The sequence below is a fragment of the Streptomyces sp. NPDC007896 genome (assembly GCF_042959425.1).
Taxonomy (GTDB): domain Bacteria; phylum Actinomycetota; class Actinomycetes; order Streptomycetales; family Streptomycetaceae; genus Streptomyces.
In genome coordinates this window covers 112,857-138,211 of record NZ_JBIBKX010000027.1, presented here as the reverse complement: position 1 = coordinate 138,211, position 25,355 = coordinate 112,857, and the positions used below count along the sequence as shown (strand labels likewise).

The 25,355-nt window shown below is 68.9% G+C and carries 23 protein-coding genes and 6 pseudogenes; 14 read left to right on the top strand and 15 right to left on the bottom strand.

What is annotated here, in order from left to right; all coding sequences use genetic code 11:
* Nucleotides 1-441: 441 nt before the first annotated feature.
* Complete coding sequence (locus ACFZDJ_RS50455) at nt 442-1,545, bottom strand: histidine kinase (RefSeq protein WP_390940772.1); 1,104 nt, start codon at nt 1,543-1,545, stop codon at nt 442-444.
* A complete protein-coding gene (locus ACFZDJ_RS50450) occupies nt 1,542-2,204 on the bottom strand; it encodes a response regulator (protein WP_390940774.1) in 663 nt (220 codons plus the stop codon). Before ACFZDJ_RS50450 ends, ACFZDJ_RS50455 begins: the two co-directional genes overlap by 4 nt.
* Before the next feature lie 175 nt (nt 2,205-2,379).
* Between ACFZDJ_RS50450 and ACFZDJ_RS50445 the strand changes: the two genes are divergently transcribed.
* The 4 genes from ACFZDJ_RS50445 to ACFZDJ_RS50430 all read left to right on the top strand — a co-directional run bounded on the left by ACFZDJ_RS50445 (nt 2,380) and on the right by ACFZDJ_RS50430 (nt 6,991).
* Nucleotides 2,380-3,615 (top strand): DUF418 domain-containing protein, encoded by a 1,236-nt coding sequence (locus ACFZDJ_RS50445; protein WP_391069654.1) that lies wholly within the window; start codon nt 2,380-2,382, stop codon nt 3,613-3,615.
* Between the two features lie 122 nt (nt 3,616-3,737).
* Nucleotides 3,738-4,418, top strand: a complete 681-nt coding sequence (locus ACFZDJ_RS50440) for a histidine phosphatase family protein (protein WP_391069652.1) — start codon at nt 3,738-3,740, stop codon at nt 4,416-4,418.
* A gap of 489 nt (nt 4,419-4,907) precedes the next feature.
* Nucleotides 4,908-6,011 (top strand): DUF4037 domain-containing protein, encoded by a 1,104-nt coding sequence (locus ACFZDJ_RS50435; protein WP_391069649.1) that lies wholly within the window; start codon nt 4,908-4,910, stop codon nt 6,009-6,011.
* A 452-nt stretch (nt 6,012-6,463) separates the two neighbouring features.
* Nucleotides 6,464-6,991 (top strand): hypothetical protein, encoded by a 528-nt coding sequence (locus tag ACFZDJ_RS50430; protein ID WP_391069647.1) that lies wholly within the window; start codon nt 6,464-6,466, stop codon nt 6,989-6,991.
* 309 nt (nt 6,992-7,300) lie between these two features.
* Here the strand turns inward: ACFZDJ_RS50430 and ACFZDJ_RS50425 are convergent, their stop codons facing one another.
* The 6 genes and pseudogenes from ACFZDJ_RS50425 to ACFZDJ_RS50400 form a co-directional block, all read right to left on the bottom strand.
* Nucleotides 7,301-7,675: a zf-HC2 domain-containing protein gene (locus ACFZDJ_RS50425; RefSeq protein WP_390940784.1), complete on the bottom strand. Its 375-nt coding sequence runs from the start codon at nt 7,673-7,675 to the stop codon at nt 7,301-7,303.
* A gap of 147 nt (nt 7,676-7,822) precedes the next feature.
* Nucleotides 7,823-8,518, bottom strand: a complete 696-nt coding sequence (locus ACFZDJ_RS50420) for a response regulator (RefSeq protein ID WP_391069670.1) — start codon at nt 8,516-8,518, stop codon at nt 7,823-7,825.
* Nucleotides 8,490-9,719 (bottom strand): histidine kinase, encoded by a 1,230-nt coding sequence (locus ACFZDJ_RS50415; RefSeq protein WP_391069645.1) that lies wholly within the window; start codon nt 9,717-9,719, stop codon nt 8,490-8,492. Before ACFZDJ_RS50415 ends, ACFZDJ_RS50420 begins: the two co-directional genes overlap by 29 nt.
* A gap of 95 nt (nt 9,720-9,814) precedes the next feature.
* Nucleotides 9,815-10,172 (bottom strand): annotated as a pseudogene (locus ACFZDJ_RS50410) (IS701 family transposase); the annotation flags it as partial.
* A gap of 58 nt (nt 10,173-10,230) precedes the next feature.
* Entirely contained in the window at nt 10,231-10,986 is a 756-nt protein-coding gene (locus ACFZDJ_RS50405) for a glucose 1-dehydrogenase (protein ID WP_391069643.1), read from the bottom strand.
* Between the two features lie 92 nt (nt 10,987-11,078).
* Nucleotides 11,079-11,510 (bottom strand): Rrf2 family transcriptional regulator, encoded by a 432-nt coding sequence (locus ACFZDJ_RS50400; RefSeq protein ID WP_384926668.1) that lies wholly within the window; start codon nt 11,508-11,510, stop codon nt 11,079-11,081.
* An 837-nt stretch (nt 11,511-12,347) separates the two neighbouring features.
* On the opposite strand from ACFZDJ_RS50400, the gene ACFZDJ_RS50395 reads away from it, so the two are divergent.
* The 4 genes and pseudogenes from ACFZDJ_RS50395 to ACFZDJ_RS50380 all read left to right on the top strand — a co-directional run bounded on the left by ACFZDJ_RS50395 (nt 12,348) and on the right by ACFZDJ_RS50380 (nt 15,344).
* Nucleotides 12,348-12,647 carry a DUF1259 domain-containing protein gene (locus ACFZDJ_RS50395; RefSeq protein WP_391069640.1) on the top strand — a complete coding sequence of 100 codons (300 nt, stop codon included), beginning with the start codon at nt 12,348-12,350 and terminating at the stop codon, nt 12,645-12,647.
* Entirely contained in the window at nt 12,647-13,852 is a 1,206-nt protein-coding gene (locus tag ACFZDJ_RS50390) for a cytochrome P450 (RefSeq protein WP_390940794.1), read from the top strand. The genes ACFZDJ_RS50395 and ACFZDJ_RS50390 overlap by 1 nt, the downstream gene beginning before the upstream one ends.
* Before the next feature lie 681 nt (nt 13,853-14,533).
* Nucleotides 14,534-14,884, top strand: a pseudogene (locus ACFZDJ_RS50385) (GNAT family N-acetyltransferase); the annotation flags it as partial.
* A 337-nt stretch (nt 14,885-15,221) separates the two neighbouring features.
* Nucleotides 15,222-15,344, top strand: a complete 123-nt coding sequence (locus ACFZDJ_RS50380; RefSeq protein WP_391069676.1) for a hypothetical protein — start codon at nt 15,222-15,224, stop codon at nt 15,342-15,344.
* A gap of 219 nt (nt 15,345-15,563) precedes the next feature.
* On the opposite strand, the gene ACFZDJ_RS50375 is transcribed toward ACFZDJ_RS50380, so the two are convergent.
* From ACFZDJ_RS50375 to ACFZDJ_RS50365, 3 genes and pseudogenes are all read right to left on the bottom strand, one after another.
* Nucleotides 15,564-15,836 (bottom strand): hypothetical protein, encoded by a 273-nt coding sequence (locus tag ACFZDJ_RS50375; RefSeq protein WP_390940800.1) that lies wholly within the window; start codon nt 15,834-15,836, stop codon nt 15,564-15,566.
* Between the two features lie 129 nt (nt 15,837-15,965).
* Complete coding sequence (locus tag ACFZDJ_RS50370; RefSeq protein WP_391069638.1) at nt 15,966-16,280, bottom strand: hypothetical protein; 315 nt, start codon at nt 16,278-16,280, stop codon at nt 15,966-15,968.
* 330 nt (nt 16,281-16,610) lie between these two features.
* Nucleotides 16,611-16,922, bottom strand: a pseudogene (locus ACFZDJ_RS50365) (IS630 family transposase); the annotation flags it as partial.
* Between the two features lie 123 nt (nt 16,923-17,045).
* Here ACFZDJ_RS50365 and ACFZDJ_RS50360 point away from each other — a divergent pair.
* Nucleotides 17,046-17,765 (top strand): DinB family protein, encoded by a 720-nt coding sequence (locus ACFZDJ_RS50360; protein ID WP_390940804.1) that lies wholly within the window; start codon nt 17,046-17,048, stop codon nt 17,763-17,765.
* A gap of 127 nt (nt 17,766-17,892) precedes the next feature.
* Complete coding sequence (locus ACFZDJ_RS50355; RefSeq protein ID WP_391069636.1) at nt 17,893-18,315, top strand: transposase family protein; 423 nt, start codon at nt 17,893-17,895, stop codon at nt 18,313-18,315.
* Nucleotides 18,316-18,652: 337 nt separating this feature from the next.
* On the opposite strand, the gene ACFZDJ_RS50350 is transcribed toward ACFZDJ_RS50355, so the two are convergent.
* Nucleotides 18,653-19,201, bottom strand: a complete 549-nt coding sequence (locus ACFZDJ_RS50350) for a GNAT family N-acetyltransferase (RefSeq protein WP_391069634.1) — start codon at nt 19,199-19,201, stop codon at nt 18,653-18,655.
* Nucleotides 19,202-19,365: 164 nt separating this feature from the next.
* Nucleotides 19,366-19,974: an AraC family transcriptional regulator gene (locus ACFZDJ_RS50345; protein WP_391069632.1), complete on the bottom strand. Its 609-nt coding sequence runs from the start codon at nt 19,972-19,974 to the stop codon at nt 19,366-19,368.
* Nucleotides 19,975-20,727: 753 nt separating this feature from the next.
* Between ACFZDJ_RS50345 and ACFZDJ_RS50340 the strand changes: the two genes are divergently transcribed.
* From ACFZDJ_RS50340 to ACFZDJ_RS50325, 4 genes and pseudogenes are all read left to right on the top strand, one after another.
* Nucleotides 20,728-21,135 (top strand): YciI family protein, encoded by a 408-nt coding sequence (locus ACFZDJ_RS50340; RefSeq protein WP_391069630.1) that lies wholly within the window; start codon nt 20,728-20,730, stop codon nt 21,133-21,135.
* Nucleotides 21,136-21,143: 8 nt separating this feature from the next.
* Complete coding sequence (locus ACFZDJ_RS50335) at nt 21,144-22,289, top strand: DUF6596 domain-containing protein (RefSeq protein WP_391069668.1); 1,146 nt, start codon at nt 21,144-21,146, stop codon at nt 22,287-22,289.
* A 542-nt stretch (nt 22,290-22,831) separates the two neighbouring features.
* A pseudogene (locus ACFZDJ_RS50330) lies at nt 22,832-23,128 on the top strand (SDR family NAD(P)-dependent oxidoreductase); the annotation flags it as partial.
* A 46-nt stretch (nt 23,129-23,174) separates the two neighbouring features.
* A pseudogene (locus ACFZDJ_RS50325) lies at nt 23,175-23,342 on the top strand (SDR family NAD(P)-dependent oxidoreductase); the annotation flags it as partial.
* 168 nt (nt 23,343-23,510) lie between these two features.
* Here ACFZDJ_RS50325 and ACFZDJ_RS50320 read toward each other — a convergent pair.
* Together ACFZDJ_RS50320 and ACFZDJ_RS50315 are read right to left on the bottom strand one after the other, a co-directional pair.
* A pseudogene (locus ACFZDJ_RS50320) lies at nt 23,511-23,876 on the bottom strand (transcriptional regulator); the annotation flags it as partial.
* A gap of 458 nt (nt 23,877-24,334) precedes the next feature.
* Nucleotides 24,335-25,291 carry a helix-turn-helix domain-containing protein gene (locus ACFZDJ_RS50315; RefSeq protein ID WP_391069628.1) on the bottom strand — a complete coding sequence of 319 codons (957 nt, stop codon included), beginning with the start codon at nt 25,289-25,291 and terminating at the stop codon, nt 24,335-24,337.
* Nucleotides 25,292-25,355: the final 64 nt, after the last annotated feature.

Sequence of the window (25,355 nt, the reverse complement as noted above, 5' to 3'; positions counted from 1 at the left end):
CCAAACCCCCACCCCCACCACCCACATCACCGCACACCAAAACAACACCACCGTCTTCACCGCACAACTCACCACCCACACCCCCACCACCACCTAAACCAACCGGCAACATGGCACGGCAGCCCCCGCAGCAGGTCGGCTACGGCACCCCCGACCGGCAGACGACGACTCGTCAGCCGACGCCCCGCCCGCGCCTCACCCCATACGGCTCCCGCAACTTGTACCGCTGGAGCTTTCCGGTCGCCGTACGCGCCAGCACCTTCCGGAACTCCACCGAAGTCGGCGCCTTGAAACGGCCGCGTCGACTCCTTCGTCACCACCCGCTGAAACATCTCCCGCACACCGTCAGGCGCCAACCGTTCAACCATGGGCACCCGCAGAAATCACCGGACCCGTTGAGAAAGGTGATCTTTTCTGGACGTGGCGGCGGCCAGTAGTCCGTCACGACGCGCCCTCGACCGGAAGCTCCAGGTGCAGTTCGTAGCCACCGTCGGCCGTTGGGCCGGAAGTGACGGTGCCCCCGAGGAGGGCGGCGCGCTGCCCCAGGCCGACCAGACCGTGGTGCGCACTTGGCAGAGGGAGGGGAGGCCGGGTCGGTGCGGTATTGGTGACCGTGGCACGGATAGCACCGCCTTCGTGGCGGATGCGAACTGTCGCGCTGGTCCCGGGGGCGTGCTTGCGTACATTGGTCAGCGCTTCTTGGACGGTGCGGTAGACGGCGCGCTGAACGGTGGGCGGAAGGCCGTCGGACACGTCGGTCTGCAGCTCGACCTGGATGCCGCTGTTGTCGACCAACCGCTCAAGGTCGGCCAGGGACGGCTGCGGTGTCAGCTCCGTGGGGCGGCCCCCGGAGGCGCGTAGGACGCTGACCATGTGCCGCAGTTCGTCCAGAGTCTGTACGCTCAGCCGCCGAATCGTGGCGGCGGCTTCCTTGACTTCGGCGTCCCTGGTGCCGACCTGAAGGGCTCCGGCCCGCACCGCGATCAGACTGACCTGGTGGGAGACCACGTCATGCATCTCCCGGGCGAGCTGCGCGCGTTCCCTGGCCAGCACTGCCTGGGCGGTCAGCAGCCGCTTGTGGTCGCGCGCCTCGGAGATCTCGGCGAGCCGCTGCGACAGATCGCGCCGGGTCTGGACGAGTTGCCCCAGGAAGACCGGAGCGGCCGCCGTCGCCGCGGTGTAGCCCAAAGTGACGATGGTCGAGGTGGCGACGAGGTTGAGGTGCAGTGCCGGCCACGAGGTCATGTCGCAGATCGCGAATGTCGTCGCGCAGACGGCCAGCAGGGTGCGGTGTCGGGTGAATGAGGCGAGGGTGTACAGCGCGGCCAGCGCGGCGAAGACCGCGTCGGAGACCAGGACGGCGGGCAGAGTGAGCAGGAAGGTAAGCAGCGGCCGGCGACGGCGCAAGAGAAGAGAGAAGGCGGCAACCAGGGCGCAACCCAGGCGCAGCGGCTCGTCGATGTGGACCTTGACCCAGACATCGAGCAGCGAGGCTCCGACGAGGGTGGCGTCCAGCAGCGGGCCATGCAGGCGGCGAGGGATCATCCCCCCTCCTGGTCCCGCGGCGGTTTGAGCAGGCAAGCCCGTTCGGCGAGCAGGGCTGCCTGAACACGGCCGTCAACCTCGAGTTCGGTGAGGATGGCGCTCACATGGTCCGTGACCGTGCTCGTGCTCAGATGCATCCGTGTGGCGATGTCGGTGTTGGACAGTCCCTCGGCGATGAGGACGAGTACGGCGCGCTCGCGGTCAGTGAGTCGGGCGAGGCTGCGGGCAGCGGGACCCTGGGGTCCGGTTTTCAGGTGGACGTCCACGACCGTCCGGGTGACCTTGGACGACAGTACGGTACCGCCACCGGCCAGGGTCCGCACCAGGAACGGAAGCCGCTCGGGGTCGGTGTCCTTGAGCAGGAAGCCCGCGGCGCCCGAGCGCAGTGCCGTTGCCACGTATTCGTCCATGTCGAGTGTCGTGAGCATGGCCACCACCGGAGGGTGGCGCAGTCGGCGGAGGCCGGCCAGGACGGTGAGGCCGTCGACGTCCGGCATCCGGATGTCCAGGAGCACGACGTCAGGACACATCTCCCGCGTCGCCTGAAGCGCCTGGCTGCCAGGAACCGCCGCGACCTCGATGTCCTGCGCCGCGTCGAGGATGTGCTGAAAACCCTTACGAATCAGGGCCTCGCCGTCGACCACCAATACTCGGATCACGGGTCCTCCACTCGCCATCGGACCACTGTCCGATTCGTACCATGCCGTGACACTCCCGGCGGTGTGAGTCACGGAATCCAGCCAGTCGGCGGGGGCTGCATCGGCCAGTCGGCGGGGGCGGTTCCGGACACCTGCCGGATGGTTGTGACGCACACCGTCCACGACCCTGGATCACATGTCGCACGTCGTATCAGAGGTCGCACCGTCCGAGGCGGCACCCGCTCTGGGGGCAGGTCCCGCCCCCTCTCTTACGGCGTCAACAGGACGGCTGATCGGCCTCGACCTGGCCCGCGGCCTGGCGGTGTTCGGCATGTACGCGGCCCACATCGGTCCCGACCCCTCGGTGGGCGGCCCGCTGGGCTGGTTGATGGAAGTGGCACGTGGCCGTTCCTCTGCCCTGTTCGCCCTGCTCGCCGGGTTCACCCTGGTCCTTCTCACCGGTCGGCCGCAGCCACGGACGGGGCGAGCCGGGCGGCAGGCCATGGGCAGGGTACTGATCCGCTGCGCCGTCCTGGTTGCCCTGGGATATGCCCTGACCTGCCTGGACACCTCGGTCGACGTGATCCTCGCCGCCTACGGAATGGTCTTCCTCCTCGCCCTTCCGCTGTACCGGCTGCGGGCCGAAACCCTGGCCGTCATCGCCGCGGCGACCGCGCTCGTGCTGCCCCAAGTCCTGTATGTGCTTCGGGCTGCGGTCGAGGGAGGAAGCTGGGCCGATGCCGTCATCGCCCACGACCCGCTGGCCCGGATCACCGCTTCGGACGGGATCGTTGAACTATTCATCACCGGCGCGTACCCGGTACTGACCTGGCTGCCCTTCGTCATCGCCGGAATGGCGGTGGGCCGACTCGACCTCGCCAGGCCCGGCATAAGCGCCAAGGTCGCTCTCGTCGGCAGCGCACTGGCCCTACTCGGCTACGGCGGCTCTTGGCTGGCCCTGAACCTGGTCCCTGGCGCGCAGGCAGTCGTGAGCGCGACGGCGGTTGGCGGGTCGGCCGCATCGGCCTGGTGGTCCGACGCCGTGGGCGACCCCACCACCAGTACCCCGGACTGGCTGCTGGTGGCCGCGCCGCACAGCCAGACGACATGGTCGATCCTGGGTAACACCGGCGTCGGCCTCCTGATCGTCGCCGCCTGCCTCATCGCCACGGACCGGTCGGCCCGCCTTCGGCGGCTTGCCACGCCCGTCATCGCGGTCGGCTCGGTCTCCCTGACCGCCTACGTCGGCCACATCGTCGCCATCAAGACCTTGGGCATCGACGACCTGCCGGCCTCCGCTGCCCTGCCGGCCCTGGCCTGCCTGGCCGCGGCCACCATACTGCTGGCCGTCGCCTGGACGCGGGCCTTCCGACGCGGACCACTGGAATACATGCTGCACGCCGCCGCCACACCCGCTCGCCTGATCAACTAGCCGACCGTGGTCGGCCAAAGCCCTTACAGGACACAGCCTCCGTCACCGATTCCGCAGCGCCCAAAGTTTCCGAAGGTCTCACACCATCCGGCGCCACGCCGGGCCAGGAAAGAGGTAAGCCGATGTCGGTCCGCCTGACATTCATGTGCGCGACAGCCGGGGACACCAGCAGGAACGCAGTCTTCGGTGACGGTCTCCTCAGCGAGCGCGGCCTGCGCGAGGCACGCGTCGTCGGCGCAACACTCCCCCCGTACTCGCTGGCCATCCGGGCACCGTCGAACCGCTGCGCGCAGATCGCCGACGCTCTCGGCCTGAACGCCACGCTCGAACCCGCACTGCGCGACTTCGACTACGGCACGTGGCGCGGGCGCGCAGTCGGCGAGGTCACCGAGGACGACCCCTACGGGTACGGCGCCTGGCTTACAGACCCGGATGCCGCGCCACACGGAGGCGAGTCGGTACGCCAGCTCTGTCGCCGAACCGCCAACTGGCTGAGCAGGGTGCCGCCGGGCACGGGCGACGCACTGGCCATCACCGAGCCGGCGATCATCCGGGCCGCGCTCGTCCATGCTCTGTCCGCACCACCAACGGCCTTCTGGCATTTCGATGTGCCACCCCTGTCCGCGGTCTCCCTCACATTGCGTGGTGACCACTGGAACGTCCGGCCCGGGCCCGTCACCTCTGGAGGAGGCGGCACCAGTCGCGCTGTTCCCAGGCCTTGTGTCGCCGCACGGAATCAGACGACGCTCCTGTGGAACGAGGCGGCGAGCCACGAGCGATACGACCTCGTCGCCTGGGTGTGACGCACGAGCAACCTGAACGCGAACGTCCCCGGGAACCCTCCCGCCTTGCTCGTGGTCATGGACACCGGCCTGGGTTTCGTGCAGGGGCACGGCGGCGGGCTCGTCGCCCGGAGCAGGGAGTGGGTGGCACCGCGCCTGGAGGGCTCGCCTGCCTATCGATCGGCCCGGGAGTCGCCGTCCACGCCGCGGCCTGGCGGACGACTGTCATCAACGCCGCCCCTGCCGGGCGCCAGAAGACCTGCCGACCTGCCAACCAGCCGCACCCGCGGCTCGATCCCCCGATACGGTGCCGATACGGTGCCGAGCGGCAGCCTCGGGCAAGGGCTGGACCACCACCCGGACCTCCGGGAGGAACTCGACGCCGCCTCGGAAGAGTTGGTCCGCCGCTCCTCAAACCTACGGCTTCCTCACGAGTGGAAGACGACGTGAAGACACCACGCATGCCCCGCCATAAAATGGGCACGGCTTGCTGGCATGAGCGTCACGAATATGCCACCCTTCATTCCCGGCCTGGAACTCTCCCGCCGCTTCTATACCGAAGCAGTACGCCCCCTGCTGGAGGAAGCCTCCCCCGGAATCCCTCACTCCGCAGCACGCCTGGGCAGCGGCTCCGAGGTGCTCGGTTTCGACACCCCACGCTCCGCCGACCACGAATGGGGACCCCGTCTCCAGCTCTTCCTCCGCCGCCAGGACGTCTCCCGGCACGCGGGACGCATCAGACACGTACTCGCCGAGCACCTGCCGAAGACCTTCCACGGCTACCCCACCCACTTCGCCCCCACCGGCGACGGCGACATCCGCGTCATGCGGGCCACCGACCGCCCCGTCCACCACCGCGTCGAAGTCACCCACCTCTCGGGCTGGTTCACCGACGCACTCGGCTTCGACCCTTCCTCCGGCATCACCCCGACGGACTGGCTCGCGACCCCCACCCAGTTACTCGCCGAAGTCACCGGCGGAGCCGTCTTCCACGACGGTCTCGGTGAACTCGCTCCCATACGAACGGCCCTCCGCTGGTACCCGCACGACCTCTGGCTCCATGTCCTGTCCTGCCAGTGGCAGCGCATATCCCAGGAGGAGGCCCTCGTCGGCCGCTGCGGCGAGGTCGGCGACGAGCTCGGATCCGCCGTGGTCGCCGCCCGCCTCGTGCGCGACCTGATGCGCCTGTGCCTCCTTATGGACCGCCGCTATCCGCCCTACAGCAAGTGGCTCGGCAGCGCGTTCGCCCGCACCCCCATGGGCCCTCGCCTCACCCCTGACCTCACCGCCGCCCTCGCCGCCACCGACTGGCGCGACCGTGAGCGGCATCTGGCGCACGCCTACGAGACGGTCGCGGGCCTGCACAACCAACTGGGCCTGACCGACCGCGTCGACCCCGCCACCCGCCCCTACCACTCCCGCCCCTTCCAGGTCCTGCGCGCCGACCGTTTCACCAAGGCCCTCACGGCCCGCATCACGGACCCGACGCTTCGCCATCTGCTGCCCGTCGGTTCCGTGGACCAGTTCCTCGACAGCACCGACGTCCTGAGCCGCCCGAAACTGACCCGCGCGGCAAGCCACACCGTGCGAAAATCCAGGTCGGAGTGGACCTGACCTGGGCTTCCGAGCCAGCAGCGTGCCGCCGCAGCCGACCCAGGGAGTCGTCGAGGAAGTTCAGGAGCATGATCCGGCCGGCGTTCCGACCGCCCGGCTGTGGCGTGCCGATGACCGGCTCCGTTTCCGCCGGCCCGACGCCGTGCCGCCTCAACTGCGGCCGTTCGGGGTCCAGTTGGCCCGCCTTGGCATCGCTCACGTCATGGACGCCACCCCGGACCTGGACAGCACCGCGATCGAAACCATCGGCCGGGCCATGCGCGCCGGGGCCCTCCCTCAGCAGTCCGGCTGTTGGACGCGCCCCTGCACGGGACGTTGCGTTGAGGCCGGTTGCAGGTGGTCGAGGCCGCACCACACTGACGCGACGCAGGAGCAGGAGAGGTGACGCCGGAAAAGCGCCGAGCCGGGAGGGCCAACTTCCCCATGCCCCGCCGGTGATGGAGGATCCACACATGACTCAGCAGCGAACCGATGAAACGCCGTCGGCCGACGCGGCCAACGCCTACCTGGAGGTACTCCGTGAGCGGCTGGCGGCCGACGGATGCGAGGTGACCGCGACCACCTGGCGCGACTACCGGGTGGTGATCGGAAGTCGATCGGACCGCAGGGTGCGGTGGTTCGGCACCAAGGTGGAGCTGTTCACCCTCGCCGCCGCTGTCCCCGAGGTCGACAACGCCTCGATGGCCGAGTTCACCGGGTGGGCGATGGACTACGTGAAGAGCCTCCGCAGCGGTCTGCCCGGCGCCCGCAACGCGGCGATGATCCTGCCGGCCCTGGTCGGCTGCAGCGTCCAGCCGTCCGCGAGAAACTGGGCTGCCAAAGACGCACGGATCCTCGGGACGTCCCTGATCAGTCGCCCCATCACGGTGGAGACGCCGACACCGAGGGCCACCCAAGTCACCATGTACCGGGGCAGGGTCGTGTACGGCGGGATGTTCACGCGTCACGTCCTGGAAAAGGCGTCACTGTACTTCCCCTGAGTGCTTCTCTGAAGGCGCTCCGATGGCGCGGCGGTGATCTGGTCGGCTACGACGCCCGGTGGATAGGGAAGGTCAGACAACAGCCGCAGCCGGATGCGGCGGCGGTAACCGGTTCGGTACGCGCGGGTTGCGGCCGATCGTGATGAACAGGCCAGGCCTCACGCCCCGTTCGCAAGGCGGTGGACCCCTCCGCCGTCCGTCTCCTCATCAACCGTACGAGTGCTCTTCGCCGGTCGGCGGTGAGACGCCTCAGAAGGGTCCCCCTTGCCGTTCCGCCCCAGGCCACATCGTCTCTTCCGCGACGTCTGCTCACGTGATGGGCGACGTGGTCCTGCTGACCCATTGGGACAGCGTGAGCTGCGTGGTCAGGTTCGCTCGGTGTGGCCCGCGGTGGCGGGGCGACGCGTGGCCGCGCCCTGGCCGGGTGGCAGCGTGCGTCCGCGTGTTACGGCCCTTGCCGCAGGCCAGGGCGTCGCGTAGAAGAGACAGGTGTGCGGGCACGGCTGCGAGGCGGTTGTACTCGTCCCGGCATATGTTGCAGGTTGCCAGGTGGGCCCGCACCGCGCTTGCCTCATTGGCTGCAAGGGTCTCGCGTTCGTTTGCGGCCAGAAGTTCACGGATCGCGCGGCATTCCTCGGCGGCCGTCTTCTCGTCGGACTTCGTCAGGCAGTGGGCTTCGGTCATGGCGAAACCTCCGTTCAGGGTTCCACCTTGGCTCAGAAGCGGCCCTCAGCGCGTCGTCCCCACGCAGCGACTTCCGGCTACCACGGCTGCGGTATGCGGTACGTCGGCCTACAGCCTGGACAGAAGTTGGACGCACCGCGCCGGCGATCATGCGGGTTGCTGGGACTGATCTGCTTCCGTAGCCGGGCTGACCAGCCCGCACTGGTAGGCGATGACCACGAGCTGGGCGCGGTCACGGGCCGCCAGCTTGGTCATGGCCCGGTTGACGTGGGTCTTGGCGGTGAGCGGGCTGACGAACAGGCGCTCGGCGATCTCGTCGTTGGACAGGCCCAGAGCGACCAGGCTCGTGACGTCGCGTTCCCGCGGCGTCAAGTTCTCCAGCCGCTCGTGTACGGCCGACGGGCATGGATCCGGCTGGGCCAGAAAACGAGTGATCAATGCTCGCGTCGCCGACGGGGACAGCAGTGCCTCGCCGTCTGCGACCGTGCGGACGGCATCGAGGAGCTCCTCGGGTCGCGCACCTTTGCCGAGAAAGCCGCTCGCACCCGCACGCAGTGCGTCGGCGACGTGCTCGTCGTCTTCGAAGGTGGTCAGGATGAGCACCTTCACACTTGCCAGTTCCTCAGACTCGGTGATGAGCCGTGTCGCCTCGAGGCCGTCCATCTCCGGCATGCGGATATCCATCAGGACCACGTCCGGGCGCTGTGAGCCGGCCAGCTCGACCGCCTCACGGCCGTTGGACGCCTCGGCCACGGTCTCCATGTCATCCGTGGCGTCGAACAGCATGCGGAAGGTGCCCCGCAGCAGGGCCTGGTCATCGGCAAGCAGTACGCGAATCGTCATGCTCATGTCTCCGATTCCCTGCCGGACTGGGGCGCAGCGGGAGTTCCGCGGTCACGGTGAAACCGCCCTCGGGGCGCGGTCCCGCATACAGCGTGCCCCCTATCGTGGAAGCCCGCTCACGCATCCCGATCAGCCCGTGACCGGCCCCCGGGTGAGGATGGTACGGTCCGGCGCACCCGTCGTCCTCGACGGTGATCGTCAGCCGTTCACAGTGGTAGTGCAGGAACAGCCGGGCGTGGTCGGCCCCGGCGTGCTTGCGCACATTGGTCAAGGACTCCTGCACGATGCGATATGCCGCCAGGTCGACCGCCGGCTCCAGCGGTTCGGTGGTGCCCAGCCGTGTGTGGCTCACGGCCAGCCCGGCGCGTTCGAACGACGCCAGAAGTGCTGGTACTTGCGCAAGGCCCGGCATCGGGTCGCGGAGCGCGACCGGCTCGTCGGACTGCCGCAGCAGGCCTACCGTCACCCGTAGTTCGTCCAGCGCTGAGCGGCTGGTGTCCCGGATGTTCTCCAGAGCCGTCAGGATTTGTTCCGGGCGCTGGTCCACCAGGTGGACGGCGACGCCCGCCTGAGCGTTGATCAAGGCGATGTGGTGCGCGACGATGTCGTGCAGCTCGCGTGCGATCCGGACGCGTTCGGCCGCCACTCGCTGCTGTGCTTCCTGCTCGCGGGTGCGCTCGGCGTGCTCCGCCCTTTCCACCACGGCCGCCACATAGGCGCGCCGTGAGCGCAACCCGTCCCCGACGGCGGCCGGCAGGGCCGTCCAGGCCACCATCGCAGCCTTGTCCGGGTCCAGCCACGAATTCGAGGTCCACACCGCGTCGGCGCCTACCAGGACGGCGGCCGAGACAGCTGCCGCGGTCCAGGCGGTACGCCGGTCGGTCCGCAGGGCCACGTTGTAGATGGACGCCAGAACCGGGCTTGTCACCAGCGGGCTCTCCCGGAAGCCGAGCATCTGAAAGACCACCCCGCAGCCAATGGTGATGGCCAGTACTCCGAACGGGTGACGGCGCCGCCAGAGCAACGCCGAACAGCCGACGGCAGCCAGCACCACGGCGGACCAGCGCAGCACGAATTCGTGCTCGTGCGGGTCGACCGAGGCAGCCACGACCGAGAGCACGCACAGCACGCCCACGCCCAAGGCATCGACCGCGCGGCTCCGGGCTCGCCCTCGCCGCCTCCAACCGTTGAGCACCGTCATGCCATCACCGTAGGGTCGGTGGCCGGGTCGGGCATCGTTTCACCACGGCAGGGGCGCCCCAGGGCGCCGTTGCCTGATCCGCGATGCTCCAAGGGTGCTTGTGTGGCCAGGGCTATGTGACGGTGCGAGCCCAGGTAGCTGTCGGCGTTGCGGATCAGCTCGTCCGGAACGGTCCCGGGCGGGCAGTAGGCAATGTCGTAGGAGATCTCCTCGGGCCTACGCACGCTGCGGCGAGCGAGTACCCAGTGGCGGCGGTCCTCACGGTGCCAGGGCCGGAACGCGACGCGGGCCCAGCCGTAGATCCGCCGTCCGCGGGCCCCTCGCCGCACGAACGTGGTCGATGGACCAGCGGGTGACGACGGCTTTGTGCCGGTTGATGGCCATGATGTGGACGACGTCGGCCTGCTCCATCTCGAACCGCCGGCCCTGGTTGAAGCCGTAAGCGGCGCCCGCCGCCGCCCGGACGTCGTGCTCGGTGACCGCGGCGACGACCATGACAAACAGTCTCGGTCTAAAGCTGGGTGGCGCCGCCGTCGACGAACAGTTCCGCCCCGGTGGTGAAGGAACTCTGGTCCCCGGCCAGGTAGAGGGCGGTGGCGGCGACCTCGTCGGGGCGGCCGACGCGGCCGAGCGGGGTCGGCACGGCGGACTCGGTCGCAGCGGTGGCTTGATCGCCGTGCGGGAAGGTGGCCCGCAACTCGTCGCCGCCGGGGGTTGCGACGGGGCCGGGGGTGAGGGCGTTGACCCGGATGCCGCGGCCGGCGAGTTCGGCGGCCCAGGTGCGGGAGAGGCTGCGGATCGCGGCCTTGGTGGCGGCGTAGACACCCAGGCCCGGGACGCCGCGCAGGGCCGCGCTGGAGGAGAGCAGGATCACTGAGGCACCGGCCGACAGCAGCGGGAGCGCCTTCTGGACGGTGAAGACTGTGCCCTTGAGATTGATGGTGGTGGTGCGGTCGTACTCCTCCTCGGTGATCTCGCCGAGCGGACGGAAGTCCCCGACGCCGGCGTTGGCCACGACGATGTCGAGATGACCAATGCGCTCGGTGATCTCGGCGAAGAGCCGGTCGAGGTCATCGAGCCTCGACACGTCGCTCTGGATGCCGATGCCGCGGCTGCCGACCTGCTCGACGGCGGCCTCCAACTCGGCCTTGCGACGGCCGGTGAGATAGACCGTCGCCCCCTCGGCGGCGAACCGACGGGCGACGGCCAGGCCGATACCGGTGGAGGCACCCGTCACGAGAGCGGTCTTGTTGTCCAGTTGCCCCATGAGATTCTCCCTATGCTTGACGTAACTATTTTTGTTACATTATTGGGTGCAAGAAGTGCCTTACCGTGCCCAGAGGAGGCCAGCGGTCGAAGCTAGGCGGCTTTCAGCACGTCCTGCAGCACGTCCTCGAGCGTGGTTCCCGCCAGCTCCCTGCGGAGGGCGGCTTCGATCCCGTCATAGACGGCTGTCATCACCGGCACGATGCCGTGGCCCACGACGCACTCGGGGTCAGGCGCAGCGCGGTGCAGGGCGAAAATCGGCCCCACCTCCACCGCCTCGTAGACATCGAGCAGGGTGATCGCCGACAGGTCCCGCGACAGCGTCCAGCCGGCACCGGCGCCCCTCCGCGAGTCGGCCAGGCCGGCCTTGCGCAGCTCGGCCAGCAGGCGACGAATCACCACTGGATTCGTATTGACGCTGGTCGCGATCTGCTCGGAAGTGGCGACGTCGTGGCCACGGCGCTGATACAGCCCGATCCAGGTCAGGGCGTGTGCAGCGACAGTCAATCTGCTGTTGGCGCTCATATCGCCCATCACCTCCACTATGTTGTAACTGTAATAGTTACGACTACCTACGGCAAGCCCGATGGAGAGATCAGCGCCTGATTCGTGCGCCAGGAGACCAGAGCGTGTCGCCCCCAGACAGTCAGACGACCTGGAGCACTGTCGCCAAGTGGGCGGCCCGCACGCGCAGGCCATACGGGTGACGCACGTCGCCGAAGATGGCCGGCGGCACCTGCGCACCCGCCGTTGGGCCGCCACGGCGTGTCCGCCAGACGCTGGTTGGGGCGGCCTCGATGGCTGCGCGGCGAGCTGCTGTACAGCTGCGGTCCATAGGCGGCGGCCAGTTAGCCCACCTGGCGGGTTGTGGCTGTGCCGATCAGCGGTCGACGAGGTCTCCTGTGCTTCCATCGCGCAAGGAGGCATATGACATGGCTGACAAGCGACAGCAGGACACCCGCTCCCGACTCACCCCGTCCCGGCGCCGTGTGCCCGCCGCGGCCGCCCTTGCGCCCGTACTCACCGGTGTGCCTGCCAGGGCCCGCGCCCTGGCCGCCAGAGCGGAGGACCGGTCCCCGATCGAACCGGTAATGACCGAGCCGGCGGACTGGACGGACGCGGACGAGGCGCTCGGCCCGCCCAGTGACCTGAGGCGGTTCATGCACCACACGCGCTTGCCGCGCCGGGGCCTCACGGCTTTCTCTCGCGGCACCCGGATCAACCGCGAGCCACTCCTGGGCACGCACGTGCCCTTCGTCCGCCACGCAGACCACACCATGACTTTGTTGAGCGACGCCGTGGTCACCGAGCGCGAACTGCGGCATTTTGGATGTCCGCCGCGAGACCGTCGCCGACGGCCCTGTGAGCCCGCCTCCGGGACCGGGCGCCACCACCTCCGTCACCTTCCAGCCGCTCTGCGGCGGAAGCGCCGCCCTCAGCGATGACCTGGTCATGATCGCCAAGGAGGTCCGCCCCGCCCTCGTGGCCCTGCCGCGCGGAGGCGTCGAACTCGTCGAGGGACACCAACACACCCTCAACGACGAACCACGCCTGTTCTTCGTCCACTACCGGGCCGTCGGCGACGCCGTCGGCCTCGCCAAGGCCATTCGCCGGGCTGTGGACACCACCACCGTCGTACCCATGCCCGGAGGAGCCGCCTGATGACCGCGGACAACGAGACAAACATCTGCCCGTTCGACTTCAGTGAAGCCCTGGAGTTCGACCCTGTGCTCACGGACCTGATGGACCGCGATTCCCCTGCACGCATCCGGCTTCCCTACGGCGATGCGGACGTCTGGCTGGTCACCGGCTTCGACTCCGTCAAGCAGGTGACCACCGATCACCGGCTCAGCCGGGCCGCCATCATCGGCCACGACTACCCCCGGTTGACGCCGGAGCCCATCGTCTCGCCCGAATCGATCAACGTGATGGACCCGCCCCACAGCAGCCGCGTCCGCCAGCTGGCCTCGCAGGCCTTCACCCAGCAGCAGGTCGACGGGATGCGGAGCCGGATCATCTGGCTCGCGGACGTCCTGCTGGACAAGATGGAGGAGGACGGCCCGTCTGCGGACCTGGTTCAGTACCTCTCCGACCCGCTTCCCCAGCACACCATCCTGGACCTCCTCGGCGTCGAGCAGGAGGACTGGCCCCAAATGCAGGAGTCCGTACGCCAGTTGCTCGTCGTCGGCGCGGGCAACAAGGAGGCCGCGGCGAGCGCCAAGGCCGATCTGACGTCCTACTTCGCCAAACTCGTCGAGCAGCGCCGGAACTCGCCCGGCAAGGACCTCATCAGCGCGATGGCCGCAGCGCGGGACGGCGCGGACCAGCTTGACGACAGGGAACTGGCCGTCATGGCACTGACGTTGACACTCAGCGGCCAGGACACGGCGACGTGCCAGATCAGCGACATCGCATACCTGCTCCTGACGCGTCCCGAGCTGATGGAACACGTCAGGCGTCGGCCGGAGACCCTGACTGACGTCCTGCAGGAGATGCTCCGCCACATCCCGTTCCGCAAAGGGGTCGGTATCCCCCGGATTGCCCTTGAGGACATGGAGCTCGACGGCGTACGGATCCGGGCGGGCGACTTCGTCCACGTGTCGTACCTGGCGGCCAACCGTGACGCGAAGCGCTTCCCGGACCCGCACGTCCTCGACCCCGACCGGCCGTACCAGACGCACATGACGTTCGGCTGGGGCGGACACCGGTGCATCGCGGTGCCCTTGGCCATGGCGGAGCTGGAAGTGGCGATCGGGCGCCTCTTGGAGCGCTTCCCCACGCTGCGACTTGCGGTACCGCCGGAGGAAGTGCGATGGGACACGGAGACGATCCGGCGTTTTCCGCTGGAGCTGCCGGTGACTTGGTAGGAACGCCTGAATCGCGCCGGGCCTGATGGGCTAGTGCATCGGCTCGCTCGGCCGATGCGAGCCCTTCAGGTGGGGGGCACGGGGACGGCGACCAGGCTGTCCGTGTCGCAACAGCACTTCGCGGGACGCGACCTCAGCGTGTGCCTGCCGGTCACGTCTTACGGCGTGCCCGGCAGGCACGCGCCGCAGTGGCAGCAGCATCCTCGTGCACCCCTCGTACGAGCACCTGCCCCGGGCTCAACGGCGGGGGCGAGTAGCTGGCCGAGGAGGGCGGGCGACCGCTGACGCTCGTTCAGAGTGCCCCTGTCCGAGTGAGACGCACCCCGTACGGCAACTCGCGGAGCGTGCGCGGCCACGATGCACGCTCCGCGTGGTCGAAAGTCGTACACCTTGCCGCAGTACCAGCGGCCCGGCCGACGATCCGGGTTCCCCTAACGTTCGGTCCGGACGACGTCGGCACAGTCTCGCCTTCTTCAACGGTGCCGCCATCTCGCTGCGGAATCAGCGCTCAGGTCAGGCGCGTCTCGGACTGCTGAGGAGGTATTCCTCGTCGCGCGCGTGGCGGCGGCCATGCCCGATCGCTTCAAAGAGTCACCGAGTACGCTCCTTCAGTCCTTCGTCGAGAGGAGTTGCTGAGTGGCCCGGTCAAGTGGACCCGTTCTGCGCACCCAGAGGCTTGTGATGGAGCCGATCCGCCACGAGGACGGCGACGATCTCTTTGAGGCTGTGGTCAGTCAGGACAGCGTCATGCGATGGCTCGCGACCGGACGGGCGGACAGTCGGTCTGCGGCCACGGCCATGTGCGACGACCACGTCGCCCACTGGACCAGACATGGCTACGGCGACTTTGCGGTCAGGGATAGTGCAACGCACGCGTTTCTGGGCCGGGTGGGACTGCGTAATCGGGCCCAGCACGGAGTTGACCTCGGTTTCGCCGTGCACCCACGGGCCCAAGGCCGTGGGATCGCCGGCGAGGCGGGCCGTGCGTGCCTGGACCTGGCGTTTCGCCGCCTCTCGCTCCCTTCCGTTTTCGCGTTCGTCCTGCCCGGCAACACGGCCTCGATCGCGGTACTGCGCCGCCTGGGTGCCCAGGCGGACGGGACTGTCCAGTCCAGCGGCCTGCATTGTCTGCGCTACCGGTTTGACCCAGCGGCCACGACCACCACGGTCGCTGCGGAGCATGTGGTGGACGACGATGGTGCGGACCTCCAGCTGATCCATGCGCTGGGCCCCGGTTATCCGGATGATGGAGCCGCACTCCGCTATGGCCTGGCCGACCCCTTCGGGGTGAACGGGCTCGGTCTGGTGTGGGCGGACAAGCAGCACACCCTCACGGCTGTCTCCGAAGGCCGGCCGGAGCCGACTCTCCGTGCCCGTCACCCTCCGGCAGCCCGACGGCGCTCGGACCTCGCCGCTGACCACCATGATCTACGACCTGGCCGGCCTGCCTCATCCGACCATCGGTGTGGACCTGCGGGGCCTGCCCTTCTGATGCAGCACCCCGCGGATGGCATTGCTGTCGGGCAGGGGGGCGAGAGCGGCAGGCCGAAGCTCCAGTCGTTCGGGAGGATGCGCTCCAGAACGTCCGAGAAGACGCCCTGCGTGTTCTGTCCAATCCGCACGGCCTCGCCGGGCGCTGTATGAGGGCCTCGGTGAGGGTCTACGGAGCCCTGGCCTGATCACCTGGCTCAGCGTCTGATCCAGGATGGCGCTAGTTGCGCGCGTAGGTGGGGCTGTTGCCGTCGTATCCACCGAAGCCGGAGATCCGCAGGTAGCCGGTTCCGTCCGGCAACCGGGCGTACCCGATGCGACCGTTCGCGAAGGTCCGCAGTCGCGTGCCGGCGAGGTCGCGCTGCTCGACGAACGCCTGGGCCTGCCGGTCAAGTCCGGGGCCGGGGATCATGGTGCCGGGGCGGCTCTGCCCGAAGCCCCCGGTGTCACCGGCGTCGATGCCCACATGCGCGTCGTACAGCGGCAGCACCATCTCCCGCAGAAGGGCGAGGAGCTCGGTGTCGGGTATTCCGTCGTAGATCCGTGGGCGGTATCGGTCCCTGACTGTCTGCCAGTCGGTCTTCTTGGCTGCGAAGAGGGGATGGTTTTCCTCGAAGGTCTGTCAGAAGACGTCGAACGTCGCCGGCGCTCCCGTCGGTGCAGCCTTGGTGCAGCCAGCAGGCAGTGCCGGAAGGCGCAGCAGCCTGCGGTCGCCGACCGAGCCGTCGAGGGGCAAGGTCGCGTCGGCTCCATCCACCGCGGGGCGTATCCGGTAGATGGTCGCGTCGTCGCCGGTATAGATCACCGAGCCGTTGCTCCCCTGGCCGGTGCGCCGTGCGGTGTCGCCGGCCAGACAGCTGACGGCGGTCGCCTGGTATTCCTGCAGCCGCCCGTCCTCGATGGACAGCACGGCGCCGTAGCCGTCGAAGCGCCACACGCCATCGCCGCGGTCGGCTGTGTGCGGCGGGGCCGACAGCCGGCTCCAAGCCCGCTACCAGGGTGAGTAGAACAACGGCTGCGGCGCCCCTGCTCCTTGTTCGCCCCCTGAGTCCCCTGGCTTCTTCGACCGGTGAGTTCCTGCTGAGCACGGTCGCGCCTTCCTGTTCGCCTTGTCAGCTCCGGACATCATGATCTTCGGCGCGGTCTCGGCGTGGTATCCGGCTGACCGGCCCAACCGCGCGGGGGGGGCAAACCCCACCCCAACGTCGTTTGCAGGCCGCATGGCTGCGGCCCAGCCAGCGTCACCTGCGCACCGAACCGCCCGGAGCCCGGCGCGCCCCCAGCAGGAGCCTGCGGTGATCCGGATACCCAGGGGCCCGAACTCGTCGAAGGCGAAGACCCGGTCCGGGAGGCGTTCCAGCAGCTACTCGACACGGTCAAGCTTGGCGTCGTGGGCACCGTAAGGCCTCACGGCCGATGCGGGTGACGCGTCCGGGGACGCGGCGCAGCTAAGTGGCGAGTTTGCGGATCGACCGGCGAGTGAAGGGCCGGCCGAGTTCGGTGGGCGGGCGGCGGCCGTCCCGATGACGAAGTCCTCATCGTCATCGCTGAGCAAGCGGGGACGGCCTGAACGAGTGCGGTGATGCGGGTGGTGCTGCACCGTTTCGTGGGCGAGGAAATCGGTGGCACCTCGTGAGGTGAGCCGTTAACTTCCGCCTGAGCGCAGTGAAGTACGAGACACGACGGCGAAGGGAAGCAATGCGTGGAGACTGAAGGCGTGCGGACCGACCGTTTGGGCTTGCTGCTCGACCAGTTCGACCAGGCCAGGGAGATGGCCCAGGTACGGCTGTCGGGGCTCGGCGACGAGGAGTACCTGTGGGAGCCGGTGCCTGGTTGCTGGTCGATCCGGCGCCGGGGTGATGCGGCGACGCCCAGGGCGTTCGGGCCGGGCGAGTGGGTGCTCGACTTGGGCGAGGCGGACATCCCGGCGAGCGAGTACGCCGAGGTCGCCCGGCAGGCCGCCGGCGGCATGACCATCGCCAAGATCGCCGATGACTGGAGCGTGAGTACCGAGCGGGTGGAGCAGATCCTCGCCCACACCGGTGTGCCGGAGCCTGACTCAGCGCCGGTCTCGACCATCGCGTGGCGGCTGGGGCACCTGCACTTCCACTTTGCGGGGGGATGGGAGTGGACCTTCGGTGAACGCCGACAGGAGCCGAAAACGCTGGTCGACTTCACCCCCTCCGCCGCCGTGGCACTCGAGCGGTTCTGGGCTCTGATCGACCGCTGGCGAGAGAGTGTCGCCGCCCTCACCGACGAGCAGCTCGACAAGGTCGGCTTCTCGCAGTACCCGTACGCCTCCGACCCCGACGACCCATACATTGCCGTGCTGTCCGGGGCCAACCTCGAATTCATCCATCACATGGCCGAGATCGCGTTGCTCCGCGACCTGTGGCGGGCCCGCTTCACCACTCCTGGGTAGGCCCGCGAACGCTCCGTAACCTCGTTCGTAACCTCCGGCGCGCGCTTGCCAGTTGAGCAGACAGGAGAGCGACGCCCCCGGTAGACGGGTTTTCGACCAGGAAACCCGTCTCCACCAGGGACTTCGTGTGCTCGTCTACCCGCCCGGCAGAGACATTCCAGCTCCACCCTGCGCTTGGTGTCCGCCCGCCTGTTCGTCCGTCACCGCGACCGCGGCACCCGTCTGGCACCGACTGACCACCGGCCGCGAGACCCCGCTCGCTCGCCCTGGCCACCTGCGCCGCGGCCACACCTACACCCAACTCGCCGCCGGGTTCGACATCGAGGTCACCACCGCCTGCCGGTGCATCGGCGAGGCCGTCGACGCTCTCGCGCCCCTGGTGCCGATCTGCCAGGGCGCTGTCCGAACGGCACGCGCGAAGGCGTACGTCATCCTCGCGACGGCACCCTGTTGCCGATTCAGCCGGGCGGCGGCCTGTTCGGACGTCTTGGCCCGGGCGGCCTCTCGCACCATGAGATCGGCCAACGAGCGTAAAGGTGACGGCAATTGACGCTCATGGCATCAAGCCGGCCTACATAGCGGGCTTCTCGTTTCCCTGTCTGGCGACGGCGGCGGTGCAGTTGTACCAGCATGGCGGCCCGTTCTGGCTGATGATCACCGTTTTCGTGGCTGTGGCCTGGAGCAACGGCCGATGGCGGGAGGCGGCACAGGCGCGAGAGGCAGGTCAAAGCGATGACCATCTGCTCACCGGCCCTGCCTTCTCCTTGATGTTGCTGGCTCCGCTGTCAACCATAGGGTCATCAAGACCGCCACCATCCACCTGGCCGCACTCCACATCGCAGGCATCATCATTTGGTCAGGGTCATGATCCGAAGAGACGACCTAGCTCAACCGGACGGCGTGACCGAGGACCACACGCCGAACCACTGCTCGGCGCCGTAGTCCTCGAACCGCTCCACCTCGGTGAACCCCAGCTTTGCCGCGAGACGCATCGAGCGCTCGTTGGCGGTCTGGGTGCGCAGCACCACCGGCTTGCCGGGAAGCGCGTCGGCGAACCAGTCGAGTGCCGCTGCGCACGCCTCGGCGCCGTACCCGCGTCCCCATACCTCGGGCAGGAACAGGTAGCCGAGCTCGGCGTCCCCGACATCCGGACGGACGTGCCCCGGACTCTCCGCGTCGTGCCGATCGAGCTTGACCATGCCGATCATCGCTCCGCCGAGATCGATCGCGAAAAGGCCAGGCCGCCGTCGGGATATCTCGGGCACCGCGCGCTCGAGTTCATCACGCGATCGAGGGCCACCGAGGTAGGTATGCACCTCCGGTGAGGCGAGCAGCTCGATGAACGCCGCATGGTCTCGGGCCTCGGGCTCGCGGAGCACAAGCCGTTCGGTTCTGATCGGGGCAGGTGGCCAGGCGACGGAGCCGAGTCCATTCATGGCGCGCAACCTATCCCACGCCCGTGAGAGTGATCCGAAAGAGATGGCCAAGACTGAACCCGGTCACGCGCCCGAAGCTCCCGCAGTGCGCCTTCCCGCGGAGCCCACCGCGGGTCGGCCCACGGCTCGGTCAACTCGGCCAGGAGCTGCCTGATCGCGGGGCATCAGCCCAGTACGGCCTCGCCCGCGTGGACGGCACGCATGGCGCGCTCGACAGTCTCCTGGTTTTCGCCGACCGGAGCCACGTACCCGATGACGTCGCGCGCGGCGTCCTCCCCGAGCGTCCGGGTGATCACCCACGTGGCGAGATACTGGGACGCCAGACAGCCGCCCGCTGTAGCGATGTTCCCCTCGGCGTGGAACGGCGCGTCCAGCACGGTGACATCGCAGGCTTCGACAAAGGGCCGGCTCTTCATGTCCGTGCAAGCCGGCATGCCGCCCAGCAAACCGAGCCGCGCAAGCACCAGTGCGCCGGAGCACTGTGAACCGATCAGTTGTCGCGAGGGGTCGAGTGGCAGCCTGGAGATCAGCCGGTCGTCGTCGACCACGTCTCGCGTCTTCACTCCGCTGCCGATCAGCACGACGTCGGCTTCGGTCACGAACTCCATCGGGCGCTGCCCGGTCACCTCGACGCCGTTCATCGACGTGACCACCGGCGTCGGCGTCGTGATGAAGGCCTCCAAGCCGTCCTTACGGCACCGGTTGATCAGCGCGGAAGCGATAAAGCTGTCGAGCTCGTTGAACCCGTCGAAGGTGACCACGGCTACCTGCATCACGACTCCTTCAAGTACGGCATCGGACCGCCAGTCTCCCTGGCGCACCGTTCCGGAGCGAGAGCCAATCAGCGGCTGGTGGCATGCCTATCGCCGCTCTGCGTCTCGGGTTCCGGCCTCAGTACCGTACTTACTGTCCCGCCGACCTGCTGACGTCCCGAGGCTCTCCAGGTTCGGCTCAGCGAGAGCCCAATCGTGCTCGCCCTCGTCAGTGGGCACGCGCGCCGCACCATGTAACTCCGGCGTCGTCCGCGATCTCCTGAAGGGTTACTGGCCCCGTTCAGTGAACCTTCGCGACGCTGCGCGGAGAGTGCCGTCCCGCCTAGCTGCCCAGTCCTTGACGCGCCTCGTGTCACGGCCCTTCGAACGAGTGGTTCGCGTCGCCCGTTTCGTCCCTCGTGATCCGGCCTCACCCACATCGTCGAGTCCCCCATACCCTTGCCGGCGCGAGCGAGTCGAGGATGGTCTTGGATGGCTTTGGCAGCTCGGACCGTCTTCGCCTCGATCGCACGTACCGGCACGCACGCAAGGCCTTCTCCAGATTCTGTTGCTTGGTCGCTGCTGATCTTGGAAGGCCTCGCTCCGTCCCGCCCTCGCGCCACGCCGTGGACCCGGACATGGCGAGACGGCTCACCCAGGCTCATCCACGAGAGCCAAAAAGATTCGGTCGGCGATGTCGAGAACCCGTGCCCGGCTCCGTCCCCGAGGTGAACGCGCCCACAATGGGTCGCACCAGCACCGAGGAGAACGACGATGGCCAAGTGCCTGCTGCTGAAGCACTACCGCGGCGCCCCCACTCCCGTGAACGACGTACCCATGGACCAGTGGACGCCCGAGGAGATCTCGGCCCACGTGCAGTACATGAACGACTTCGCGGCCCGGCTGGAGAAGACCGGCGAATTCGTCGACAGCCAGGCCCTCGCCCCCGAGGGGACGTTCGTCCGCTACGACGGCGAGGGGCGCCCGCCGGTCACCGACGGCCCGTTCGCCGAGACCAAGGACGTCATCGCCGGCTGGATGGTGATCGACGTCGACAATTACGAGCGCGCTCTAGAGCTGGCCGGGGAGCTGTCGGCCGCCCCCGGGGCCGGTGGCAAGCCGATCCACGAGTGGCTGGAGCTGCGCCCGATCCTCGGCGTGCACCCCACCGTAACGGAGTGACCTCCGAGGTGAACGAGGTCCTGCTGAGAAGCCTCACGCCGAGCGTGCTCGGGATCCTCGTCCGCCGCGGAGCAGACTTCGCGGCGGCCGAGGACGCCGTACAGGACGCGCTGGTCGAGGCGGTCCGCGTCTGGCCGGCCGATCCGCCACGGGATGCGAAGGGCTGGCTGGTCACGGTGGCCTGGCGGCGGTTCCTCGACGCCACCCGCGCCGACACCGCCCGCCGCCGGCGCGAGGACCTCGTGGACGAGGAGCCGGCGCCCGGGCCCGCGCCCGCGGTGGACGACACGCTCCAGCTCTACTTCCTCTGCGCCCACCCGTCACTGACGCCGTCGTCCGCCGTCGCGCTCACCCTGCGTGCCGTCGGCGGACTGACCACCCGCCAGATCGCCCAGGCCTACCTGGTCCCCGAGGCGACCATGGCGCAGCGCATCAGCCGGGCCAAGCGCACCGTCTCCGGCGTGCGGTTCGACCGACCCGGCGACGTCGCCACCGTGCTGCGCGTCCTCTACCTGGTCTTCAACGAGGGCTACTCCGGCGATGTCGACCTCGCCGCTGAGGCCATCCGGCTCACCCGGCAGCTCGCGGCCGCGATCGACCACCCCGAGGTGGCGGGGCTGCTCGCCCTCATGTTGCTCCACCATGCCCGGCGCGCCGCTCGGACCGCGCCCGACGGCAGCCTGGTGCCGCTCGCCAAGCAGGACCGCGGCCGGTGGGACACCGAGTCGATCGCCGAGGGCGTCGAGATCCTGCAGACGGCCCTCGCCCGCGACCGGCTGGGCGAGTTCCAGGCCCAGGCCGCCATCGCGGCACTCCACGCCGACGCACCCACCGCCGAGGAGACCGACTGGGTACAGATCGTCGAGTGGTACGACGAGCTCGCACGCCTGACCGACAGCCCGGTCGTCCGGCTCAACCGCGCGGTGGCCGTCGGCGAGGCCGACGGACCACGCGCCGGCCTGGCCGCACTCGCGACGCTGGACGACACACTGCCCCGCCACACCGCGGTTGCGGCGTACCTGCACGAGCGCGACGGCGACCTGGCGACGGCGGCACGGCTGTACTCCGAGGCGGCCCAAAAAGCACCCAACCTCGCCGAACGCGACCACCTGACGCGCCAGGCCGCCCGGCTCAACGCGCGCAGGTGTCTCTGACCGGTCGCGCTCGGCTTTGCCCCGCTGCACTTGGCGCGGCCTCGCAGCCACGGCGGTCGCCTCAAAGTGAGTCGGAGGTCGAGACGCGTTGAACGACCCGTCCGCGACGGTTCGGCTGCCCGAAAAGCGGCTCACGCAGGCTCATCTGCGAAGAGTCGATATCGGCGGGGGTGCCCTGCGCGGCGAGCCCGAGGAGGCGCGGGTCGTACGGCGAGCGGGTTTCGAGCAGTCCGGCACCGGCCGGTGCGACCCCCGGCCGCCGACGTAGAGCTTGTCGTAGCCGACGTGGTCGCGCCGACGTGATCGCCATGCAGGTGCATGAGGAAGGCCGCACTGAACGGACGGTCGCGGCGGCCCGTGCCCGGCCGTGACGATGTCGCCGCCAAGCCACGTCGACGTCTACGGCCATAAGCAGTACGGCGGGCTGCCTGAACCAGGTGAGCACACCACCCAGCCTGCCAGGGCGGTATCGCGATGCGCCTGCCGGGGCGGTATCGCGGTACGCCTGCCGACCGGCAGGTGGGAGTTGGCTTACCCACGCAATGCGAAGGAGGGTGTGCGGCACCCACGTCGGTGGGGCCTTCTTGCCGGAGTCACGTGGCCGAAGACCCGGGTTGTCGGCGATCGCCGATACCGAGCTTCACCCCACTCCGGAGGGTCCTGAGACCACGACTTCCATCCCGTCCGACCGCAAAATCGTCCGCGTGACAGGGGCGTCCAGCGGCATCGGCGAGGCGACCGCCCGCCACTTGGCCGCGGCCGGCCACCACGTCGTCCTCGAGGCCCGGCGCACCGACCGCCTCGCATTGCTGACCAAGGAGCTGAGCGAGGCCGGGTTCAGCGCCGAGTACGCCGAACTGGACGTCACCGACCAGGCCGGCGTCCATGCCTTCGCCGAGGGTGGCACCGGCCCGTCACGGCCGCATCGACGTGCTGGTCAACAACGCGGGGGTGATGCCGCTGGCACCGCTGGCAGCCGTACGCGTCACGGAGTGGGACCAGATGATCGACGTGAACGTGCGGGGTGTGCTCCATGGCATCGCGACCGTGCTGCCGTCGATGCTGGAGCGCCGGTCTGGGCACGTCATCAACATCGCGTCCGCCGCCGCCCCGCAGTGCCACCGAGATGATCGGGCTGAACGCCTCGGCGGACGCAAGGTAGGTCAGGTCCTCCGCGCTACGGCTGCCTGGCTCTGCCGAACCCACCAGCAGTTCCTGGCCGGGCGCGTCGTGCACGTCGAAGCGTGGGTAGGTGAGCTCGATGCGGCCGACCTCTGGGTGGACGAACACCTTGTGGGCGCGCGTGAGGGTCCCGACGGTCTGGTCGTGCCACAGGGCCCGGAACTCCTCTGACGCCTCCAGCAGTTCCTGGACCAGGTCGCCGATCTCGGGGGCGTCGCTGAACCGGGCCGCATTCAGGCGGAGCACGTACACGGTCGCGCTGGTGACCAACTGCCGGTCGGGGAAGACCTCGCGGGCCCGCAGGTGGGTGAACAGAATCCGCGGCATGCTGGTCTCCCCCTTGAAGGGGGACAGGAGGGCGTCGGCGATGGCGTTGGTGGCCAGGATGCCGAACGCCGGACCCATCACGTAGGCCGCGGCCGTCGGGAAGGTGTCGAGCAGCCGCAGCAGGTCGGGGTGTATTTGGTCGCGGAAGCTGTCGGCCTTCGTGCGGGGGTTGATGCCGGCGAGGCGGAACAGATGAGTGCGCGCATCGGCGCCCAGGCCCATGCCCTGCCGAGCGCGTCGACGACCTGCGGTGAGGGGTTGGTTTCGCAGCCCTGTTCCAGGCGGATTAGTAGTCGGCGCTCACGCCCGCCAGCACGGCGGCCTCTTCCTGGCGCAGGCCCTTCACTCTGCGGGTGCCGCCGCCGACGGGCAGCCCGACGTCGGACGGTTCCAGGCGGAAAGGCCGACGCGCAGGAAGCCGCCGAGTACGTTGGCAGGCGCGTTCCGCATGTGACCGACAGTACCGCCCGGACGGCTTCCCGCACCTGTGAGCGGCCGTTGACGACTCCCGCGGATCGACACGCCCGGCCCGTCGATCAGTCGGTTGTCTCGGCCGACTCTGTCGACTCGGGATCGTCGGTCGGCGCGGACCGCTCGATGTCCTGGTCGGCCGCGGCCCAGCTGGCCAACAGGTTCAGGGCCTCTTGCGAAGGTGACCCGGGCTCGGCGGTGTACGTGAGAAGGCTCTGGCCCGCGTCGGCCCCCAGGGAGAAGGCCTCGAAGGGCAGGTCGAGGTCCCCGACGACCGGGTGATGGAGAAGCTTCATGCCCGTGGTGTGGATCCGGACGTTGTGAGCGGCCCAGCGGCGACGGAACTCCTCACTGCGGGTGGACAGCTCCCCGATCAGGTCCGACAGTCGCCGGTCGTAGGGATCGCGGCCCACCTCGGCGCGCAGCATGGCGACCGTGTCACCTGCGACCTTGTCCCAGTCGCGGAAGAACTCGGTCGCGCCGGGGTCGAGGAAGACGAACCTGGCGTTGTTGGGCGGCCGCACCGGGTCGGCGTAGACCGGCGAGAACAGCGCGCGTCCGAGATGGTTGGCGGTCAGGATGTCCAGGCGTCCGCTGAGTACGAAAGCGGGCGTGCCGAGCATCGAGTCGAGGACGCGCTGCACCGTGGGGCGGACGCGCTGCTGGGCCGGTCGGCGGCGCGGCGGACGGGTCGTGTTGGCGCCGCGCAGGAGGTCGAGCAGGTGGGTTCGCTCGGCCTCGTCGAGCCGTAGCGCTCGCGCGATGCCGTCGATGACACTCTCGGAGACGCCGGTGGCGTTGCCGCGTTCCAGGCGGGTGTAGTACTCGCTCGAGATGCCGGCGAGCAGGGCGACCTCCTCGCGGCGCAGCCCGGTGACCCGTCGGCGGTCTCCGTACACGGGCAGTCCGACCTGCTCCGGGGTGACCCTGGCCCGCCGTGTGCCCAGGAATTCCCGGATCTCCGCGCGGAAATCACCACGGACATCGCGATTGGTGCCGTAAGGGATGTTTCTGCCTGCCATGGGCTCCACTCTACGAGCGCTGCCGCACGGCTGGGGGTCCCTCTCAGTACCCCCTCCCATCAGG

Bases quoted from the DNA above. Each gene is read 5' to 3' on its own strand.
- ACFZDJ_RS50390 (WP_390940794.1), top strand. From the start codon at position 12,647: ATGACCGCGGACAACGAGACAAACATCTGCCCGTTCGACTTCAGTGAA.
- ACFZDJ_RS50315 (WP_391069628.1), bottom strand. From the start codon at position 25,291: ATGGCAGGCAGAAACATCCCTTACGGCACCAATCGCGATGTCCGTGGT.
- ACFZDJ_RS50405 (WP_391069643.1), bottom strand. From the start codon at position 10,986: ATGGGGCAACTGGACAACAAGACCGCTCTCGTGACGGGTGCCTCCACC.
- ACFZDJ_RS50345 (WP_391069632.1), bottom strand. From the start codon at position 19,974: ATGCAGGTAGCCGTGGTCACCTTCGACGGGTTCAACGAGCTCGACAGC.
- ACFZDJ_RS50435 (WP_391069649.1), top strand. From the start codon at position 4,908: ATGCCACCCTTCATTCCCGGCCTGGAACTCTCCCGCCGCTTCTATACC.
- ACFZDJ_RS50455 (WP_390940772.1), bottom strand. From the start codon at position 1,545: ATGATCCCTCGCCGCCTGCATGGCCCGCTGCTGGACGCCACCCTCGTC.
- ACFZDJ_RS50375 (WP_390940800.1), bottom strand. From the start codon at position 15,836: ATGGTGCTGCCGCTGTACGACGCGCATGTGGGCATCGACGCCGGTGAC.
- ACFZDJ_RS50445 (WP_391069654.1), top strand. From the start codon at position 2,380: ATGTCGCACGTCGTATCAGAGGTCGCACCGTCCGAGGCGGCACCCGCT.
- ACFZDJ_RS50350 (WP_391069634.1), bottom strand. From the start codon at position 19,201: ATGAATGGACTCGGCTCCGTCGCCTGGCCACCTGCCCCGATCAGAACC.
- ACFZDJ_RS50340 (WP_391069630.1), top strand. From the start codon at position 20,728: ATGGCCAAGTGCCTGCTGCTGAAGCACTACCGCGGCGCCCCCACTCCC.
- ACFZDJ_RS50400 (WP_384926668.1), bottom strand. From the start codon at position 11,510: ATGAGCGCCAACAGCAGATTGACTGTCGCTGCACACGCCCTGACCTGG.
- ACFZDJ_RS50425 (WP_390940784.1), bottom strand. From the start codon at position 7,675: ATGACCGAAGCCCACTGCCTGACGAAGTCCGACGAGAAGACGGCCGCC.
- ACFZDJ_RS50420 (WP_391069670.1), bottom strand. From the start codon at position 8,518: ATGACGATTCGCGTACTGCTTGCCGATGACCAGGCCCTGCTGCGGGGC.
- ACFZDJ_RS50415 (WP_391069645.1), bottom strand. From the start codon at position 9,719: ATGACGGTGCTCAACGGTTGGAGGCGGCGAGGGCGAGCCCGGAGCCGC.
- ACFZDJ_RS50430 (WP_391069647.1), top strand. From the start codon at position 6,464: ATGACTCAGCAGCGAACCGATGAAACGCCGTCGGCCGACGCGGCCAAC.
- ACFZDJ_RS50440 (WP_391069652.1), top strand. From the start codon at position 3,738: ATGTCGGTCCGCCTGACATTCATGTGCGCGACAGCCGGGGACACCAGC.